Source organism: Brachybacterium horti, from assembly GCF_054777615.1.
Genome location: NZ_BAAHAM010000001.1, coordinates 345,203 through 362,803, shown reverse-complemented (window position 1 = coordinate 362,803; position 17,601 = coordinate 345,203). Strand labels below are relative to the sequence as shown.

General features: G+C 71.7%; 19 protein-coding genes. 12 read left to right on the top strand and 7 right to left on the bottom strand.

Features of this window, described 5'->3' with window-relative positions:
- Window positions 1-139: 139 nt before the first annotated feature.
- Complete coding sequence (locus ACYVAP_RS01820; RefSeq protein WP_498859276.1) at window positions 140-319, bottom strand: LPXTG cell wall anchor domain-containing protein; 180 nt, start codon at window positions 317-319, stop codon at window positions 140-142.
- Between the two features lie 185 nt (window positions 320-504).
- Between ACYVAP_RS01820 and ACYVAP_RS01815 the strand changes: the two genes are divergently transcribed.
- Window positions 505-702 (top strand): hypothetical protein, encoded by a 198-nt coding sequence (locus ACYVAP_RS01815; protein ID WP_264451882.1) that lies wholly within the window; start codon window positions 505-507, stop codon window positions 700-702.
- An 11-nt stretch (window positions 703-713) separates the two neighbouring features.
- A complete protein-coding gene (locus ACYVAP_RS01810) occupies window positions 714-887 on the top strand; it encodes a hypothetical protein (RefSeq protein ID WP_168198046.1) in 174 nt (57 codons plus the stop codon).
- 140 nt (window positions 888-1,027) lie between these two features.
- On the opposite strand, the gene ACYVAP_RS01805 is transcribed toward ACYVAP_RS01810, so the two are convergent.
- The 3 genes from ACYVAP_RS01805 to ACYVAP_RS01795 all read right to left on the bottom strand — a co-directional run bounded on the left by ACYVAP_RS01805 (window position 1,028) and on the right by ACYVAP_RS01795 (window position 3,847).
- Window positions 1,028-1,579, bottom strand: coding sequence for a hypothetical protein (locus ACYVAP_RS01805; protein ID WP_137770022.1), 552 nt, complete (start codon window positions 1,577-1,579; stop codon window positions 1,028-1,030).
- A 259-nt stretch (window positions 1,580-1,838) separates the two neighbouring features.
- A complete protein-coding gene (locus tag ACYVAP_RS01800; protein ID WP_498859275.1) occupies window positions 1,839-2,561 on the bottom strand; it encodes a response regulator transcription factor in 723 nt (240 codons plus the stop codon).
- On the bottom strand, window positions 2,561-3,847 hold the full coding sequence (locus tag ACYVAP_RS01795; protein ID WP_498859274.1) for a sensor histidine kinase: 1,287 nt from the start codon (window positions 3,845-3,847) through the stop codon (window positions 2,561-2,563). Before ACYVAP_RS01795 ends, ACYVAP_RS01800 begins: the two co-directional genes overlap by 1 nt.
- A 122-nt stretch (window positions 3,848-3,969) precedes the next feature.
- On the opposite strand from ACYVAP_RS01795, the gene ACYVAP_RS01790 reads away from it, so the two are divergent.
- Both ACYVAP_RS01790 and ACYVAP_RS01785 read left to right on the top strand, forming a co-directional pair.
- Window positions 3,970-4,443: a Fur family transcriptional regulator gene (locus ACYVAP_RS01790; RefSeq protein ID WP_137770025.1), complete on the top strand. Its 474-nt coding sequence runs from the start codon at window positions 3,970-3,972 to the stop codon at window positions 4,441-4,443.
- A 68-nt stretch (window positions 4,444-4,511) separates the two neighbouring features.
- The gene (locus ACYVAP_RS01785; protein ID WP_343904369.1) at window positions 4,512-6,023 is read left to right on the top strand and encodes a catalase; all 1,512 of its coding nucleotides are present in this window, start codon (window positions 4,512-4,514) and stop codon (window positions 6,021-6,023) included.
- Window positions 6,024-6,100: 77 nt separating this feature from the next.
- Here the strand turns inward: ACYVAP_RS01785 and ACYVAP_RS01780 are convergent, their stop codons facing one another.
- The gene (locus tag ACYVAP_RS01780) at window positions 6,101-6,484 is read right to left on the bottom strand and encodes a universal stress protein (protein ID WP_498859273.1); all 384 of its coding nucleotides are present in this window, start codon (window positions 6,482-6,484) and stop codon (window positions 6,101-6,103) included.
- Window positions 6,485-6,615: 131 nt separating this feature from the next.
- Window positions 6,616-7,287 carry a lysophospholipid acyltransferase family protein gene (locus ACYVAP_RS01775; protein WP_137770028.1) on the bottom strand — a complete coding sequence of 224 codons (672 nt, stop codon included), beginning with the start codon at window positions 7,285-7,287 and terminating at the stop codon, window positions 6,616-6,618.
- Window positions 7,288-7,500: 213 nt separating this feature from the next.
- On the opposite strand from ACYVAP_RS01775, the gene ACYVAP_RS01770 reads away from it, so the two are divergent.
- From ACYVAP_RS01770 to ACYVAP_RS01750, 5 genes are all read left to right on the top strand, one after another.
- On the top strand, window positions 7,501-9,132 hold the full coding sequence (locus ACYVAP_RS01770; RefSeq protein WP_498859272.1) for a Gfo/Idh/MocA family protein: 1,632 nt from the start codon (window positions 7,501-7,503) through the stop codon (window positions 9,130-9,132).
- A gap of 574 nt (window positions 9,133-9,706) precedes the next feature.
- Window positions 9,707-9,970, top strand: a complete 264-nt coding sequence (gene nrdH / locus ACYVAP_RS01765; protein WP_168198047.1) for a glutaredoxin-like protein NrdH — start codon at window positions 9,707-9,709, stop codon at window positions 9,968-9,970.
- A 20-nt stretch (window positions 9,971-9,990) separates the two neighbouring features.
- Entirely contained in the window at window positions 9,991-10,389 is a 399-nt protein-coding gene (gene nrdI, locus ACYVAP_RS01760) for a class Ib ribonucleoside-diphosphate reductase assembly flavoprotein NrdI (RefSeq protein WP_103384852.1), read from the top strand.
- A gap of 5 nt (window positions 10,390-10,394) precedes the next feature.
- On the top strand, window positions 10,395-12,527 hold the full coding sequence (gene nrdE, locus ACYVAP_RS01755) for a class 1b ribonucleoside-diphosphate reductase subunit alpha (protein ID WP_264451510.1): 2,133 nt from the start codon (window positions 10,395-10,397) through the stop codon (window positions 12,525-12,527).
- A gap of 97 nt (window positions 12,528-12,624) precedes the next feature.
- The gene (locus ACYVAP_RS01750; RefSeq protein WP_498859271.1) at window positions 12,625-12,783 is read left to right on the top strand and encodes a hypothetical protein; all 159 of its coding nucleotides are present in this window, start codon (window positions 12,625-12,627) and stop codon (window positions 12,781-12,783) included.
- A 37-nt stretch (window positions 12,784-12,820) separates the two neighbouring features.
- Here the strand turns inward: ACYVAP_RS01750 and ACYVAP_RS01745 are convergent, their stop codons facing one another.
- Window positions 12,821-13,780, bottom strand: a complete 960-nt coding sequence (locus ACYVAP_RS01745; RefSeq protein ID WP_498859270.1) for an NAD(P)-dependent oxidoreductase — start codon at window positions 13,778-13,780, stop codon at window positions 12,821-12,823.
- A 123-nt stretch (window positions 13,781-13,903) separates the two neighbouring features.
- Here ACYVAP_RS01745 and ACYVAP_RS01740 point away from each other — a divergent pair, with 123 nt between their 5' ends.
- The 3 genes from ACYVAP_RS01740 to ACYVAP_RS01730 all read left to right on the top strand — a co-directional run bounded on the left by ACYVAP_RS01740 (window position 13,904) and on the right by ACYVAP_RS01730 (window position 17,516).
- On the top strand, window positions 13,904-15,001 hold the full coding sequence (locus tag ACYVAP_RS01740; RefSeq protein WP_498859269.1) for a D-2-hydroxyacid dehydrogenase: 1,098 nt from the start codon (window positions 13,904-13,906) through the stop codon (window positions 14,999-15,001).
- A gap of 16 nt (window positions 15,002-15,017) precedes the next feature.
- Entirely contained in the window at window positions 15,018-15,800 is a 783-nt protein-coding gene (locus ACYVAP_RS01735; RefSeq protein WP_498859268.1) for an IclR family transcriptional regulator, read from the top strand.
- A gap of 162 nt (window positions 15,801-15,962) precedes the next feature.
- Window positions 15,963-17,516 (top strand): MFS transporter, encoded by a 1,554-nt coding sequence (locus tag ACYVAP_RS01730; RefSeq protein ID WP_498859267.1) that lies wholly within the window; start codon window positions 15,963-15,965, stop codon window positions 17,514-17,516.
- Window positions 17,517-17,601: the final 85 nt, after the last annotated feature.

The following is a 17,601-nucleotide window of genomic DNA, read 5'->3' as shown; positions in this document are numbered from 1 at the left end:
CGTGGGGGTCGTTCGCGCTCGTCGTGTGTTCGTCTGGTCCAGGGGGTTCGCAGGCGAGACCGTGCGACGCACCCTCGGCCTCCCGGGATGCGTGCAGGCCTCCACCGTCCCGTCGGGAGTGAGGGCGCCCTCGCGACCGTCAACAGCGGCTGTGTGCGCGGCGGGTGGTGCGCGAGCGTCGACGGCGGCGTCGCACGACCGATGCCGCCACCAGGACGAGCAGTGCGACCGATATGCCGATCAGCAGGATCTCGAGGGCGGGGTTGTCGTCGGTGAGCGGCGAGGCGCCGATCGCGAAGGCGATGGCGGCGACGGCCAACGGGCACCGCGGGAGCAGCTCGGACCTCGTCGACGTGGGGTCGGGCTGATGCCTGCTCAGGTGCCGGCTGGGGTCGGGCCGCCCGGATGGCGGTCGGTCGACCGCCCGGTCGATCCCGCCCTCGCCGGAGCCGGACAGCTCGTGATGGCAGTAGCCTCGACGCCACGCGACCCCAGGAGGCCGACATGGACCGAGAGAAACTCACGCTGGCCGTCACCCAGGCCATCGACGCACGCAGCAGCGAAGGTTCGCACGACCCCGCCGACTTCGACATCGACGCGATCGTCGACGAGCTGATCCGACGGGCCCCTGAGGGCACGGTCCAGGAGCTCGACGGCGCTGACTACTGGGACATCATCGCGAAGCATCGTCGCCGACCATGATCCCGGACCCGATGGACGTCACCGACACCCGTCACGAGCAGGCCGGCCGGTGCAGGTTCTTCACCTGTGAGAACCGCGCCGTCGCCGAGGTCGAGCTGCCCTACGCCGACGGCTTCCGACGAGTTCCGCTGTGCGCGTTCCATCATGACTGGGTGCTGAAGATGGACCACGGTTCGCCGTCCTGAGCCCCACGGCCCGAACTGCCGGCGCTCGCCCGGGCGCGTCTCGGACGCCCATGGTCTCCCCGTCGACACTGACCGCAGACGCAGGGACGTGCCCCACCCTCCGTGAGGAGAGCGGAGCACGCCCCGCGAGTGCGATGAGGTCAGATCAGGAACGAGTTGCCCCTGACCAGCCTCCGCCACCGGCGACCGAGGCCCACATGGTCACCCGCGGCGAGGCCGGCCATGGCGATGAGCACCGCCGCCATGATGACGTGGTCGTCGTAGAGCGGGTTCGTCGTCATCGGAAACGCCGCCAGGTACATCAGCAGGTACATGGCCGTGCCGCTCACGGCGGCGATGCGCATGCCGATGCCGAGCAGCAGCGCGACGCCGATGCCGAGCAGGCCGAGCATGAAGAGGGCGTCGGTGAAGGGGTTCAGGCTCAGCCAGAACGTCCAGAATCCGGCGAACGGATTACCTGCCTCGATCGACCCGCCCAGGAATCCTGAGGTGGGGGAGCCGCCGTTGAGCCACGCCCTCTCCGCGGGAGTCGAGAAGCCCAGACCGAACAGCTTGTCCAGGAACGCCCACAGGAAGGTGAAGCCGAGGAGGATCCGAACGATTCCCAGTGCGGTGAAGCCCCAGGGCGACGGCTCGGTGTGGAGAGCCTGAGTGGTGGAGGCGGGGATGGTGGGGGTCGGGGATGCGGTCACAACGGACTCCTTGAGAGGTGACCGAGGGCGGTAACTCCGCTTCGGATACTTCGAAAGTACCGGTCAGGGCAACTCCCGACAGGGCCTTAGGGCCCGTCGAGCGCTCACGCGGCGTCCTATCCTGAGGAGGGTCCTCATGCATCGCAGGGCGAGGGCCGTGCATCCTTGTCAGCTCGGCACCCTCGCGTCCCGCCCCCATGCCTCGGCGGCGTCCGGGCGGTGCGTCCTCCTGACGCGGCGCGGAGCGGTGGTCGGGTGATCAGTCCCGGCCGCCCTGCTCGCGGCGGTCGGGAGGCAGGGCCACAAGGCCCGAGGTGAAGGCGCGCACCGTCAGCGCGACGCGCGACCGGCATCCGAGCTTCGCGTTCAGCGCGGTGACGTGCGACTTCACGGTGGACTCGGTGACGCCGAGCTCCTGGGCGATCTCAGCGTTCGAGCTCGCCCGGCACACGGCGGCGAGCACCTCCTGCTCGCGCTCGCTGAGGCCCAGGGCCGCGGCGGCGTCGCCGTCGGCGTCCCGGTCCTCGGGATCGGTGGGCGCTGCGGCGGCGATGTTCGCGGCGATGACCGGCGAGAGCACCGTCACCGCCTCCTGTCGGGCGGCGCGGACGGCCGCGACGATGGCCGTCGCCGTGGTCGTCTTCAGGAGGAACCCGGCGGCGCCCGCGCCGAGCGCGGCGCGGGCCTGATCCTCGGTGCCGAAGGTGGTCAGCACGAGCACGGAGGTGTGCGGTCGGCGCTCGACGATCGCCGACGTGGCGGCGATCCCGTCCATGCCCGGCAGGACGAGGTCCATGAGCACGACCTCGGGCTCGAGCTCCTCGATGCGCGCGAGGGCGGCCTCCGCGGTCTCCTCGACGGCGACGACCTCGAGGTCCTCCTCCCGGTCCAGGTAGGCCGCGAGCGCCTCCCGCACGATCGGGTCGTCGTCGCACACGAGCACCCGGGTGCTCGGGGCGGGGGAGGAGGCGCTGCGCGGCATCAGGCGGCGTCCGTGAGCGCCGGGATCGCGAGACGGGTGAGGAACATGCGGCCGTCGCGCTCCGTGTGGAGGGTGCCGCCCACCGCGGCGAGGCGCTCGGTGATGCCGGTCAGGCCGTGGCCGCCGGAGAGCGCGGTGGGCCGGTCGTCGTCCACCGCGTTCAGGACGATGATGTCGACGCCCGCCCCGAGGCCGGGCGGAGCCGTGGCGGCGCGCGGGGCGTGATCCGGGGCGTCCTCGATCTCGACGAGGATCGCGACGGGGGCCTCGCGGTCACCGTGGCGCAGCACGTTCTCCTCGATCTCCGTGAGGCAGCGGCGCACCACGGCACCCGGCCCACCCGGGATCGCCTCGGCGCCCGCGGCGTGGAGGTGCACGGTGAAGCCGTCGCCGGCGAGCCGCCCGCGCAGCGTCTCGAGCGCCTCCGCGAGCGGGGCCTCCTCGGCGACCGTGGGGGACGGGGTCCCCCGGGTGGCGACGGCGGGTGACGTGGCGGAGGCGAGGCCGGCCTGCTCCTCGCGCAGCTCCTCGAGGAGCGAGCGCAGCTGGTCCGTGCCCTCGCGCGCGGTCGCGGAGATCCGGCGCAGGGGAGCCCGGTGCTGCTCGCCCGGCTCCCGCGGGGCGGACTCGGCGAGCATGACGACGCGGGCCATCGCCCGGACCCCGGTGTCGTGGAGCTCGCGGGCGATCGCGCGGCGCTGCTCGGCGAGCTCGGACTCGGCCCGAGCACGCTCGGCGACCTCGCGCTGCACCTGCGCCCGGCCCCAGCTGCCGCCCAGCAGGGCGGCCACCTGGAGCGTCATCCAGCCGATCGTCTGGGCGAGGACGACGTCGAGGTGCACGCCGCGCAGCACCTCGGCCGCGGCGGGCGAGGCGACGTGCCACAGCGCGACCGCGACCGCGAGACGGGGGCGGCCGTGCGCGGCGAGGGCGGCGATCGCGAGCGGGCTCGCGAGGATGCCGGTGCCGATGTGCGCGGGGCCGAGTCCCAGGGCGAGCGTGAGGACGCCGCCCGTGAGAGCCGCGGCGGTGACCGGGCGGCGCAGGGCGAGGCCGCCGGAGACGCTGAGCGCGCCGGCGACGGCGAGGGAGGCGGGGCCCATGCCGTCGGCCACGGGGAGCGTGCCGCCGAGCAGCAGGAGGGTGACGACGACCGCCGCGGCGCGGCTGTCGAGGCGCGGGAGCCTGCTCACCGCCTGCGCGTCCCGGCCGTCGGGGGAGTCCGCACCCGGCCCCGTGCGGGGGCGTGCGGAGGCCCCGACGGGTCGTGGTGTGTGCTCGATCACTCGGCAAGGGTAATGCTGATAGAAGTCTGATCGAAGTTTGTGTCGGGACTGTGGATGAACGCCGCTGTCTGGAAGATGCCCGTTTCTTGATCAAGTCCAGAGAGCTGGGTACAGTCGGGGTCATGTCCACCGCTGACCACTCCACCGCCCTGCGCGCCGCGGGACTGCGGGTGACGGCGCCACGGCTGGCCACGCTCGAGGCCGTCGAGAAGCTGCCTCACGCCGATGCCGACGCGGTCGCGCAGTCCGTGCGCTCGACCCTCGGCACCATCTCCCGTCAGGCCGTCTACGACATCCTCGGCGCCCTCACCGAGGCGGAGATCCTGCGTCGGGTGTCGGTGGGAGGCCGGAGCATGCTCTACGAGATGCACCGCCACGACAACCACCACCACCTCGTCTGCACGCGGTGCGGCCGGCTGGAGGACGTCCCGTGCGCCGTCGGCCACGCCCCCTGCCTCACCCCGCAGGAGGACCACGGCTTCGAGATCGAGGTCGCCGAGGTCGTCTACCGCGGTGTGTGCACCCGCTGTCGGAGCGAGCGCTCCGTGGACGCTCCCCCGGCCGCCGCCCCCGCAGGCGCCACCCCCCGCGGCTGAGCGCCGCCCCACAGACCTGCCCTCCGGGGCAGCCCTTCCCGACCACCGTCCGACCGAAGGAGAAGCCCATGACCCACCTGGATCCCACGGCCCACCACGATTCGTCGCTGCCCTCGACCACCGAATCCGGCGCCCCCCGCGAGAGCGACGCCCATTCGCTCAGCGTCGGCGCCGACGGCCCCCTGCTCCTCCACGACGTCGCCCTCGTCGAGAAGCTCGCTCGCTTCGACCGCGAGCGCATCCCGGAGCGCAGCCCCCACGCGAAGGGCTCCGGCGCCTTCGGCGAGCTCGAGATCACCGAGGACCTCTCCCAGTACACGAAGGCCGGGCTCTTCCAGAAGGGTGCGAAGACCCCGATGCTGGCCCGCTTCTCCACCGTCGCCGGTGAGCTGGGCTCGCCCGACACGTGGCGGGACGTGCGCGGCTTCGCGCTGAAGTTCTACACCGGCGAGGGCAACTTCGACATCGTCGGCAACAACACCCCGATCTTCTTCCTGCGCGACCCGATGAAGTTCCCCGACTTCATCCACAGCCAGAAGCGCCTCCCGGACTCCGGCCTGCGCGACAACACCATGCAGTGGGACTTCTGGACCCTCTCCCCGGAGAGCGCCCACCAGGTCACCTACCTCATGGGCGATCGCGGCCTGCCCAAGTCCTGGCGTCACATGAACGGCTACTCCTCCCACACCTACCTGTGGGTCAACGAGGCCGGCGAGAAGTTCTGGGTCAAGTACCACTTCCTCACCGAGCAGGGCCTGGAGTTCCTCACCAACGAGGAGGCCGGCGAGCTCGCGGGCTCCGACGCGGACTACCACCGTCGCGACCTCTTCGACGCGATCGCGGGCGGCGAGTTCCCGTCCTGGCGCGTCGAGGTGCAGCTCATGCCCTACGACGAGGCGAAGGACTACCGCTTCAACCCCTTCGACCTCACGAAGACCTGGTCGAAGAAGGACTACCCGCGCATCCCGCTGGGCCGGTTCACGCTGAACCAGAACCCCACCAACCACTATGCGCAGATCGAGCAGGCCGCGTTCAGCCCCTCGAACACCGTGCCGGGCACCGGCGTCTCCCCGGACAAGATGCTGCTGGGCCGCGTCTTCTCCTACCCGGACGCGCAGCGCAACCGCCTCGGCACGAACTTCAACCAGCTGCCCGTGAACCGCCCGCTCGTGGACACGAACTCCTACGACAAGGAGGGCGCGATGGAGTTCCTGCACAGCGGTGACGCCCCGGTGTACGCGCCGAACTCCTTCGGTCGCGCCTACCAGGAGGCGCAGGGGCCCGTGGACAATGGCTGGGAGGCCGACGGCGCGCTCGTGCGCTCCGCCTACTCCCTGCACGCGGAGGACGACGACTTCGGTCAGGCGCACACCCTGATCCGCGAGGTCATGGACGAGGCCGAGCGCGGCCGTCTCGTGGAGACCGTCTCCGGTGCCCTCTCCACGGTCCAGGAGCCCGTGCTCTCGAACGCCTTCCAGTACTGGAAGAACATCGACCAGGAGGTCGGTGCGGCGATCGAGGCGGCGGTCAAGGCCGGCCTGGAGGAGCAGGTCCCCGGCGCCGATCCCGTCGACGAGTGATCTGACCTCACGGCCCGACGCGCAGCGGCCCGCCTCCGGAAGGAGGCGGGCCGCTCGCGTTCGTCAGGGTCCGGCGCTCAGATGACGAGCACCTCGGAGGGGGAGGAGAGCAGCAGCTTCTGCACGGTCAGTCCCATGAGGTGCCGGCCCAGCTCCCGCTGCCGGCGGATCCCGAGCACGAGCAGCTCGGCCCGCTCCTGCTCGACGACCTGCAGCAGCACGTCGGCGATGTCGTCCTCCGTGCGCTCCTGGCGCACCTCCACGCGCACCGCGGCGCCGCGCAGGTGATCGGCGGCGATGTCCAGCTGTCCCTCGTCGGCGTGCCGGGGATCGTCCTCGACGCCGTCGCGCACCACGTTGACCAGGATCAGCGGGCCGCCGCGGCGCTCCGCCTCGGTGCGGGCCGCGTCGAGCGCCGCGAACCCCACGTCGGTGGGGATGAATCCGACGACGACTGCCATGACCACTCCTGGGGTGCTGCTCGGGGACCGGGGCGCCGCGACGGTGCGCGATCTGCCCCGATCCTACGGCGTGCGCGGGGGCGGGCGGTCCGGGGTCCGCTCCCTTCCCGCCGGAGCCGCGGGAGCCGGGCTCAGACCTCGGCGTCGGGGAGGACGACGTCGGAGCGGGTCTGGCCGGAGAGCTTCTGGATCTCGTCCATGATCCGTGCCGTCAGCAGGCGGCGACGGGCGCCCTTGCTCAGGCTCGGATCGATCTCGGCGACCTCGATCGGACGGCCCACGCGCACGGACACCGTGCCGCGCACCTTCCGCCACGGGACGGAGAAGATCGACGGGGTGTTCTTCACGCCCACCGGCACCACCGGGCAGCCGGACTCGATCGCGAGCCATGCCGCGCCCTGCTTCCCCGGGTGCAGCAGGCCGTCCTTGGAGCGCGTGCCCTCGGGGTAGATGCCGAACCCGTGCCCCTCGCGCAGCACCTCGAGGCCCGCCTGCAGTGCGCCCTTGCCGCTCGAGAGCGCCTCCCGGTCCAGCGGCACCGCGCCCACCTGCTCGAAGAAGGTCTTGAGGATCCAGCCCTTGAGGCCGGGCTTCTTCCAGAAGTCGTCCTTGGAGACGAAGTGGACCTCGCGGTCGAACACGACCGGGATGAGGAAGGAGTCGACGTTGGCGAGGTGGTTCGCCGCCATGACGTACCCGCCCTCCCGGGGCACGTTCTCGAGCCCGGTCACGCGGGGCTTCCAGAACAGGCGGACATAGGGGCGCACCAGGGCGCGGGCCCCGTAGTAGAACGCGGTGGGCACGGTACCTCCAGGAGGGGTCGACGATCGGGGACACCGTACCGCCGCGGGCGCTCCCGGGCCGTGCGGGACCGCCCCGTGAGGGCCCCGGTGTGTGTGGTAGAACAGGCGCAGCGCCCGCGCCGGCCGTGCGCGGCGCCCCGGGCCGGTGAGGCCCCACGGCGACCGCACGCGGTCCGGGCGCCCGCCCCGCCCAGCCCGAGGAGCTCCCCCGACATGCCCAAGACCCTGAACATCGCCGTCATCGGCGCCGGGACGATGGCCCAGGCGGTCCATCTGCCGGTGCTGCGACGGCGCTGGGACCGCTTCGCCGTCACCGCGCTGGTGGACCACTCCGAGCGTCGGCGCCGCGAGTCCGCGGAGGTCTGGGGCATCGCCGCGGAGAAGCGGTACGCGACCGTCGGCGAGCTCGTCGACGCGATCCGCTCTCGCGCGATCACCGTGGACGCCGCACTGCTGTCCACCGACGGTCTCCACGTCGACGACCTCCTGCAGCTCCTGCGCCGCGGTGTGCCCGTGCTCGTGGAGCCGCCGCTGGGCTACTCCGCCGCGGAGATCGCGAAGATCGCGGACTTCGAGCGGATGACCGGCCGGAACCTCGTGATGATGGCGTACCCCCAGCAGTACGACGACTCCGTGGGGCGCATCGCCGAGCAGATCGCCGTCAAGGACGTGCGGATGATCGAGCACCGGGTCCTCATGCCTGCGAGCCAGCCGCTGTTCGGCGGCGCCCACGTCACCACCTCGGCCTACGACCTGCCGGCGGAGCAGCGCAGCGAGCGCCGCAACGCCCTGCAGGAGGCAGTGGTCGCCGGCAGCGGCGAGAGCGCCACCCAGCGCGACCGCGACCTCTACGTCAAGGGTCTGCTGACGGGCGTGGCCCATCAGCTCTCCGTCATCGAGTCCGTCTACGGCCCGCTCACCGAGCTCACCGCCGTGCGCCACTGGCCCAAGGGCGTCATCCCCGGCTCGATCGAGCTGCTCGGCGAGCTCGAGGGCGGCGCGCACGTGCACCTCGTGTGGCACTACCTGCCCTTCGCCCCCGAGTACTCCGAGACCCTGCAGATCCTCTCCGCGCGCAAGCGCCTGGACCTCGAGCTGTTCGCCCCCTCCCACGGGGACCGCCGCTCCACCCTGCACCTGCGGGAGAAGAAGTCCGGCGTCGTCACCGAGGTCGCGACCGTCGCGGGCTTGGGCTCGGCGGAGTCGATGTGGGAGGCGTTCCACGCCTTCGTCGAGAAGGGCGAGGCGCCGATCTCCGGCCCCGCCTCCGCCCAGCAGCAGGTGGCGCTCCTGCGCAAGGTGCTCGCCGCGATCGTCGAGGCCGACGGCCGCGACATCGACGCGGTCGTGGAGAAGGAGGAGCCGGAGGCCGACGCCCCGGTGGCCGCGGAGGAGGGGACCGGGATCGAGGTGGTCGCCCCCGCCGCTGCCGCCTCGACCGTCACGGAGCCTGCCGAGCTTACCGAGGCTGCTGAGCCTGCCGAGCCCCCTGCTCCTGCGGAGCCCGTCGTGCTCCCGTCGGAGCCGTCCCCGCTCGCGGGCGAGCCCACCGAGGTCCTCCCGGACCTCTCCAGCGAGGCCGAGCCGTCCACGCGCACCGACGGCATCGTCGATGCCTGGTCCGTCGAGGGCGTGCCGAGCGAGGGTGAGCCGGTCGAGGGCGAGCCGGTCGGGGACGACGTCGCCGCCTCCTCGTCGTCCGAGGATCCCGCGCTCCCGCACGAGTCCACCGGTCCGATCCGCTCGAGCTGGCCCCCGGCCGCCGCCGGATCCGCCGAGGGCCCCGCCTCCGATGCCGCCGAGCCGTCGACGGGGGAGGGGTCCGCGCCGGACGCCGGCCGCTGACCGGGCACCTTCCCCACACCGTCACAGGGCGCCGCACCCCCGGGTGCGGCGCCCTGCGACGTGTCGGCCCCGCGCCGTCGGCGGGCGTGCTGGGGACGGTCTGGGGACGGCCGGGGGAGCCCGGGGGACGACACGCCGGGACACGCCGAGCGGATCACGATCCTCGCCGGGCGACGGACCTCACGTCGAGCCCCGGGGTGCTGCTCCCGGAGGGGTCCGTCCCCACCGGCGGAGGGCCGCCCGGACCCCCGTCCACAGGCCCTCAGGGCCCGCATCCTCGGGGTTCGTGCGTGGTGGGCGGCGCGCTGTCGTCCTCGTCCACCGCCGTCCCCCGCCATCCACATCCCCTCCACAGGAGTGCTGTGGATGACAGACATGTAGTTCAGTACATCTTGTGGTCTCCCCAGCCGGGCACCACTAGGTGTAGTGTTGGAGAGGTCGCGGTGATCCACCGCAGAACCGCCGGACGGGCCCCTGATCAGGGGGCCTCGCCGGAGGGATCCCACCCCGCTCACCGCATGAACACCGCTCCTCGCGCCGCCTCGGCGCGGCGCTCGAGAAAGGCCCTCTTCCCGTGGACATCACCGTGTACTCCAAGCCCCTCTGCGTCCAGTGCGACGCCACCAAGCGCGCCCTGAACAAGGCCGGCGTGGCCTACGACGTCGTCGACGTGACCGAGGACGCCGAGGCCCTCGCGCACATCAAGTCGCTCGGCTACGTGCAGGCCCCCGTCGTCATCACCGGTGAGGACCACTGGTCCGGCTTCCGCCCGGACAAGATCAAGGCGGTCGTCGCCTCGGCCGGCGCCGCGGCGCCGCGCCGCACCGCCGCCGTCTGACGACCCGGAGGGAGGAAGGCGTGTCCGCCCTCGTCTACTTCTCCTCGGTGTCGGGCAACACCCACCGCTTCGTCGAGAAGCTCGGGCTCCCCGCGCAGCGGATCCCGCTCTACCCCAAGGAGGAGCCCCTCGTCATGGACGAGGAGTTCGTCCTCATGGTCCCGACCTACGGCGGGGGCAACGGCCGCGGAGCCGTCCCCAAGCAGGTCATCAAGTTCCTCAACGACCAGCGCAACCGGACCCTGATCCGGGGCGTGATCGGTGGGGGGAACACCAACTTCGGCGAGACCTACTGCCTGGCGGGGGACATCATCTCCGCCAAGTGCCAGGTCCCCCACATGTACAAGTTCGAACTCCTGGGCACGCCGCGCGACGTGCAGCGGGTGCACGACGGATTGGAAGAGTTTTGGCGACACTGACCGAGATGCCAGCGGTCGAGCACCACAAGCAGCTCGACTACCACGCGCTCAACGCGATGCTGAACCTGTACGGACCGGACGGGAAGATCCAGTTCGACAAGGACCGCCTCGCCGCGCGGGAGTACTTCCTGCAGCACGTGAACCCCAACACGGTGTTCTTCCACTCCCTCAAGGAGAAGCTCGACTACCTCGTCGAGAACGAGTACTACGAGCAGGCCGTGCTCGACCAGTACGACTTCTCCTTCATCGAGTCGCTCTCCGAGCAGGCGTACGCGAAGAAGTTCCGCTTCCCGACCTTCCTCGGCGCGTTCAAGTACTACACCTCGTACACGCTGAAGACGTTCGACGGGAAGCGCTACCTCGAGCGCTTCGAGGACCGCGTCCTCATGGTCGCCCTCGCCCTCGCGCGCGGTGACGAGCAGCTCGCCCGCGACCTGGTCGACGAGATCCTCGACGGCCGCTTCCAGCCCGCGACCCCCACCTTCCTCAACGCCGGCAAGGCCCAGCGCGGCGAGCTCGTCTCCTGCTTCCTGCTGCGCATCGAGGACAACATGGAGTCGATCGGCCGCTCGATCAACTCCGCCCTGCAGCTGTCCAAGCGCGGCGGCGGTGTGGCCCTCCTGCTCTCGAACATCCGCGAGTACGGCGCGCCGATCAAGCACATCGAGAACCAGTCCAGCGGCGTCATCCCCGTGATGAAGCTCCTCGAGGACTCCTTCTCCTACGCGAACCAGCTCGGCGCGCGCCAGGGCGCCGGTGCCGTGTACCTGCACGCGCACCACCCGGACATCCTGCGCTTCCTCGACACCAAGCGCGAGAACGCCGACGAGAAGATCCGCATCAAGACCCTCTCCCTGGGCGTCGTGATCCCGGACATCACGTTCGAGCTCGCGAAGAAGAACGAGCCGATGTACTTGTTCTCCCCGTACGACGTGGAGCGCGAGTACGGCAAGCCCTTCGCGGACGTCAACGTCACCGAGAACTACCGCGAGATGGTCGACAACCCGCGCATCGCGAAGAAGAAGATCAAGGCGCGCGAGTTCTTCCAGACCCTCGCCGAGCTGCAGTTCGAGTCCGGCTACCCGTACATCATGTTCGAGGACACGGTGAACCGGGCCAACGCCATCCCCGGCAAGGTCACCCACTCGAACCTGTGCTCGGAGATCCTGCAGGTCGCCACGCCGTCCACGATGAACGACGACCTCAGCTACGACGAGCTGGGCCGCGACATCTCCTGCAACCTGGGCTCGCTGAACATCGCCAAGGCGATGGACTCCCCGGACTTCGCCCGCACCATCGCCACCTCGATCCGCGGCCTCTCCGCCGTCTCCGACACCTCGGACATCGAGTCGGTGCCCACCATCGCGGAGGGCAACCGGAAGTCCCACGCGATCGGCCTGGGCCAGATGAACCTCCACGGCTACCTCGCCCGCGAGGCGATCCACTACGGATCCGAGGAGGGCCTGGACTTCACCAACATGTACTTCTACGCGGTGACCTACCAGGCGATCCGCGCCTCGATGGAGATCGCCAAGGAGCGCGGCGAGGTCTTCTACGACTTCGAGAACTCCGCCTACGGCACCGGCGAGTACTTCGACAAGTACATCGACGGCGAGTGGGTCCCCCGCACCGAGAAGATCCGCGCGATCTTCGAGGCCTCGAGTGTGCACCTGCCCACCCCGGCGGACTGGACGCAGCTGCGCGAGGACGTGAAGAAGCACGGCATGTACAACGCCTACCTGCAGGCGGTGCCGCCCACGGGCTCCATCTCCTACATCAACGGCTCGACCTCCTCGATCCACCCGATCGTCTCCAAGATCGAGATCCGCAAGGAGGGGAAGATCGGCCGCGTGTACTACCCGGCGCCGTACATGACGAACGACAACCTCGAGTACTACGAGGACGCGTACGAGATCGGCTACGAGAAGATCATCGACACCTACGCCGAGGCCACGAAGCACGTGGACCAGGGCCTGTCGCTGACCCTCTTCTTCCCGGACACCGCCACCACCCGCGACGTCAACAAGGCGCAGATCTACGCCTGGCGCAAGGGCATCAAGACCCTCTACTACATCCGCCTGCGGCAGATGGCCATCGAGGGCACCGAGGTCGAGGGCTGCGTGAGCTGCATGCTCTGAGGTCCCTCCTCCGCCGACGGGCGGGTCTCCCCACGGGGAGGCCCGCCCGTCGGCGTCCGTGACGTCCGTCCACAGCGCGCGAAGCACCGAGGCGTCCGTGCTGATCCCGGTCGCGGTGATCGGGGAGCTCATCCTCTGGGGAGCAGTTCTGCTCATGACCGGCTATCGCAGCGTCATGCCGCTGTGGGTCTACCCGTCCTGGCTGCGTCCGCAGCGTCGCGCCGAGCGGGAGCGGCTGCGCGCGGACGACCACTGAGCCCTGCGCGAACGCCGACCCCGCTGGCGCGGCGCGCTCAGCCCTCCTCGCGGGCTCCGGACCGACCGGCGGTGAAGCGGCGGGTGGCCGCGAGGTCGAGATCGCCGAGGCCCGCGTCGACGAGCTCGTCGTAGGCGGCGCGCAGGGCCGGGAGCAGAGTGCCCTGGGTGCCGGTTGCCTCCGCAGTCTCCGCCGCGAAGCGGAGGTCCTTGACCATGTACTTCGCGACGCCGCTCGGGGAGTCGTCGCCGGTCGTGAACTTCTCGCGGCGCGCCCGGAGGAACGCGGATCCCGCGTAGCCGCCGCCCAGCACGTCGAAGAGGGTCTCGAGGTCGATCCCGCTGCGCTCGGCGAGCACGGTCACCTCGCCGAGGGCGAGCGCGGTCGCGCCGACGATGAGCTGGTTGCAGGCCTTGGCGACCTCGCCGGCGCCGAGCGGGCCCAGGCGCACGGGAGTGCCGCAGGGGGCGATCAGGCGGGCCGCGAGGGCCGTGTCCTCCTCGGCGCCGCCGAGCATGATCGACAGGGTGCCGGCGCGGGCGCCGTCCTCGCCGCCGGAGACGGGGCAGTCCACGACCCGCACGCGGCCGTCGGTGCGGGAGCGGAGGTCCGCGTCGAGGGCGCGCACGGCGACGGGGGAGGAGGTGGAGCCGATCATGAGCAGGAGGTCGCCCGCGCCGGCGAGCAGGCCGTCCTCGCCCTCGAGCAGGGGCTCGAGCTCGGGGAGGTCCGGGAGCATGACGAGCACGGCGGTGCTGGCCGCGGCGAGCTCGCGCGGGGTGGCGGCCCAGGCGGCGCCCTGGTCGGTGAGCTCGGGCCGAGGCCGACGGGAGCTCACCGTGAGCGCGCCGTGGGCGGCGAGGAGGTGCTCGGCCATGGGCAGGCCCATGGCGCCGAGGCCCAGCACGCCCACCGTCGGCGCCGGGCCGTCCGGAGCGGAGGCGGGTGACACCGGCTGGGGCGTCGGGGCGGGGAGGAGGACGTCGTCGTGGCTCATGGCACGAGGTTACCGCGAGACCAAACAGTAGAACAGTGTCCAATATGTTGAACACGCGCTAGGGTGGAGCCGACCCTGTTGCCGAACCGGCCTCGCCGCAGAGGACCGAGCGAAGGAGCTCCCGTGTCCACCACCTCTCCCGCCCCCGCCGTCGGTGATCGCGCCGCCGCGCCCACCGACCGGCTCCGCGTCGTCATCGCCACGGACCTCCCCGAGGACCTCTGCCGCCGCATCGAGGAGGCGCAGCCCCGCGTCGAGGTCGTCCGCGATCATGCGCTCTACCGCCCCCGCCGCGGCCCGGCCGACTGGTCCGGCGACCCCGCCCACGAGCGCACCGCCGAGCAGCAGGCCGCCTTCGACGCGATGGTGGACTCCGCCGACGTGCTCTTCTCCCTGCCCGACGTCGACCCCGCCGCGCTCGCCCGCACCGTCGCCGCGAACCCGCGCCTGCGCTGGGTGCAGGCCATGGCCGCCGGCGGCGGCTCGCAGGTCCTCGCCGCCGGCCTCGACCGCGAGGCCCTCGACCGCATCACCTTCACCACGACCGCCGGCGTGCACGGCCGGCCGCTCGCCGAGTTCGCCCTCTTCGGCGTGCTCGCCGGAGCCAAGACCCTCCCGCGCCTCGGCGCCCAGCAGCGGGCCCACGAGTGGACCGACCGCTGGGAGATGCAGCATCTCGACGAGATGACCGTGCTCGTCGTGGGCCTCGGCGGCATCGGCCGCGCGTGCGCCTCCCTCTTCCACGCCGCGGGCGCGCGCGTGCTCGGCACGACCCGAAGCGGCGAGGCCGTCGAGGGCGTCGACGAGCTCGTGGCGATCGACGACCTCGCCGCCGCGGCCGCCCGCGCGGACGCGATCGTCGTGACCCTGCCCGGCACCGCCGCGACCGAGGGCCTCGTGGGCGAGGAGGTGCTCGGTGCCCTGCGTCCCGGCACGATCGTGGTGAACGTCGGCCGCGGCACCGTGATCGACGAGGTCGCGCTCCACGCCGCCCTCGAGGACGGCCGTGTGGGCTTCGCCGCCCTCGACGTCTTCGCGACCGAGCCGCTGCCGGAGTCGAGCCCCCTGTGGGATCATCCCCGTGTCCTGGTCAGCCCCCACACGGCGGCGCTGTCCTCGCGCGAGGAGGAGCGGATCGTGCGGCTGTTCGTGGACAACCTCGACCGCTTCCTCGACGGGCGGGAGCTGCGCAACGTGGTGGACACCGTCGAGTTCTACTGATCGACCAGGAGTGCCCATGAGCGCCAGCACCACCCCCGAGGGGCGCGACCCCTCACCCGCCGTGAGCCGTGCGATGGGGGTGCTGCGGGCGCTCGAGGCCGCCGGCGCCCCGCTGACCCTCTCCGAGGTCGCCCGCGGCCTCGGGATCGCGAAGTCCTCCGCCTCGAACATCTGCCAGGCCCTCGAGGCGGAGGGCATGATCCAGCGTGCCGAGAGCGGCTACCGCCTGGGGCTGCGCACCGCGGAGCTCGGCGGCGCCTTCGCCGCCCAGTTCAACCAGGTGCGCGAGTTCTACGCCGTCGTCGAGGCGGATCCGCTGCTGCGCGGCCAGGTCGTGCAGGTCGCCATGCTCGACGTGCCCGACGCGATCTACCTCGCCCGCCACGAGGGTCGCCGCGAGCGCCTCGGCACGCCGCTCGGCTCGCGCCTGCCGCTCGTGCACTGCGCGGTCGGCAACGCCATGCTGCTCGCCATGGGTGATGCCGAGGTCGAGGAGGTCCTCGGGGCCTCGACCTTCACGCCCTCCACCGAGCTGTCCGTGCGCACCCCGCAGCAGGTGCGCGAGAAGATCGCCGCCGCCCGGGAGCGCGGCTACGCGATCGACCGCGGGGAGTCCTTCGCCGGCGTCCACGGCGTCGCCGCGCCCCTGGATCCCTGGCAGCCCGGTGACCCCCGCATGGCCGTCGGCGTCGCCCTCAGCGCCGCCGAGGCGGACGAGGGCACCGTCGCGGGCATCGGCGAGGCCCTCGTGGGGATCGCCGCCCAGCTCACGAACCCGCTCTCGCGCCGCCCGTCCTGACCTCCGGCCGGCCCTCCGGCGTCGCGGCCGTGGATCCACAGGAAACCCGTTCGTTCAACCTGTTGCACAGCGTTCAGAATTGAGTACAGTGGGCGTCACCCGCGGCGCACGCCGCCCGCATCCGACGCCCTTGCCCGCTTCGGTCGCATCGAAGGAGATGCCATGAGCTCGACGACGAACTCCCCTCACCCCACGGGGGCCCCGCAGCCCGACGCCACGGACCCTGCTGCCGCCGCTGCGTCCGCTGACTACGCCGCGAACCTCCGCCGCGCCACGCTCTCCTCGAGCATCGGCAGCGCGATGGAGTACTTCGACTTCGCGATGTACGGCCTCATGACCGCGCTCGTGTTCAACACACTGTTCTTCCCCGAGGGCAACCCCGCGATGAACACCGTCGCCGCCTTCGGCATCTACGGCGTCGGCTTCGTCGCCCGCCCCTTCGGCGGACTCATCTTCGGCACCCTCGGCGACCGCCTGGGCCGCAAGTGGGTCCTCGTGATCACGGTGCTGCTCATGGGTGGCGCCTCCACCCTCATCGGCGTGCTGCCCACCTTCCATCAGGCCGGCTACCTCGCCCCGATCATGCTCGTGGTGCTCCGCCTCCTGCAGGGACTCGGTGCGGGCGCCGAGCAGGCCGGGGCCACCGTGCTCATGGCCGAGTACTCGCCCGTGCGCCGCCGCGGCTTCTTCTCCGCCCTGCCGTTCATCGGCATCCAGGGCGGCACGCTCCTCGCCGCGCTCGTCTTCTCCCTGCTCACCCTCATGCCCGAGGAGTCCTTCCTCGCCTGGGGCTGGCGCCTGCCCTTCCTCGCCTCGTTCGTGCTGATCATCATCGCGCTGTTCATCCGCTCCCACCTGCGCGAGACCCCCACCTTCGTGCACCTCGAGAAGCACGAGCAGGTCGCCGAGCGTCCCCTGCGCGAGATCTTCACCCGCGGCCGCGCCGGGGTCGTCGTCGGCATCGGCCTGCGCATGGCGGAGAACGGCGGCAGCTACATGTTCCAGTCGCTCGCCCTCGCCTTCGTGACCTCCGCCGCGATCGGCATGGACCGCGGCACCGTCACCTGGGGCGTCACGATCGGTGCGCTCATCGGCATGATCACGGTCCCGCTCTCCGGCCACCTCTCCGACCGGTTCGGCCGCGTGCCCGTCTACCGCGCCGGCGCCGTCTTCATGCTCGCCTACACCTTCCCGGCCTGGTACCTGCTCTCCTCCGCGGGGGAGGGCGTCGCGGTCGCCGTCATCGCGATCGGCATCGGCGTCGCCGTGAACACCATGCTCGGCCCGCAGTGCGCGATGCTGCCCGAGCTCTTCGGCGCCAAGCACCGCTACCTCGGCGTGGCCATGGCCCGCGAGATCTCCGCGGTGCTCGCCGGCGGCCTCGCCGGCGTGCTCGGCGCGGCGATGCTCGCCTGGACCGGCGGCAACTGGACCGTGCTCGCCGTCTACATGGGCACGCTCGCCTCAATCACCGTCGCCTCGACCTTCCTGGTCCCCGAGACCCGCGGCCGTGACCTGCTCCGCACGGAGGACGCCCTGCGCATCTCCTGCGACGAGCACGACCACGACGTCCCCGACGTGCCCGCCGCGGCTCTCGCCCAGGTCCCCGCACAGGATGCGGTGCCGACGGACGGCGCCATGGACGGCGGCCGCGCGTCCGTCGGCCCCGAGACCGCCGGGGCGGGCCGGACCCCGCTGCCGACGACCGCCGGCTGACGGCACCTGCCCCCTGGGGCGCAGGAACGCCGGAGGGCGCTGGGAGATCTCCCAGCGCCCTCCGGCGATCGTCGTGCACCTCGAG

Bases quoted from the DNA above. Each gene is read 5' to 3' on its own strand.
- ACYVAP_RS01735 (WP_498859268.1), top strand. From the start codon at position 15,018: ATGAGCGCCAGCACCACCCCCGAGGGGCGCGACCCCTCACCCGCCGTG.
- ACYVAP_RS01790 (WP_137770025.1), top strand. From the start codon at position 3,970: ATGTCCACCGCTGACCACTCCACCGCCCTGCGCGCCGCGGGACTGCGG.
- ACYVAP_RS01770 (WP_498859272.1), top strand. From the start codon at position 7,501: ATGCCCAAGACCCTGAACATCGCCGTCATCGGCGCCGGGACGATGGCC.
- ACYVAP_RS01785 (WP_343904369.1), top strand. From the start codon at position 4,512: ATGACCCACCTGGATCCCACGGCCCACCACGATTCGTCGCTGCCCTCG.
- nrdE (WP_264451510.1), top strand. From the start codon at position 10,395: ATGCCAGCGGTCGAGCACCACAAGCAGCTCGACTACCACGCGCTCAAC.
- ACYVAP_RS01810 (WP_168198046.1), top strand. From the start codon at position 714: ATGGACGTCACCGACACCCGTCACGAGCAGGCCGGCCGGTGCAGGTTC.
- ACYVAP_RS01780 (WP_498859273.1), bottom strand. From the start codon at position 6,484: ATGGCAGTCGTCGTCGGATTCATCCCCACCGACGTGGGGTTCGCGGCG.
- ACYVAP_RS01730 (WP_498859267.1), top strand. From the start codon at position 15,963: ATGAGCTCGACGACGAACTCCCCTCACCCCACGGGGGCCCCGCAGCCC.
- ACYVAP_RS01800 (WP_498859275.1), bottom strand. From the start codon at position 2,561: ATGCCGCGCAGCGCCTCCTCCCCCGCCCCGAGCACCCGGGTGCTCGTG.
- ACYVAP_RS01745 (WP_498859270.1), bottom strand. From the start codon at position 13,780: ATGAGCCACGACGACGTCCTCCTCCCCGCCCCGACGCCCCAGCCGGTG.
- ACYVAP_RS01815 (WP_264451882.1), top strand. From the start codon at position 505: ATGGACCGAGAGAAACTCACGCTGGCCGTCACCCAGGCCATCGACGCA.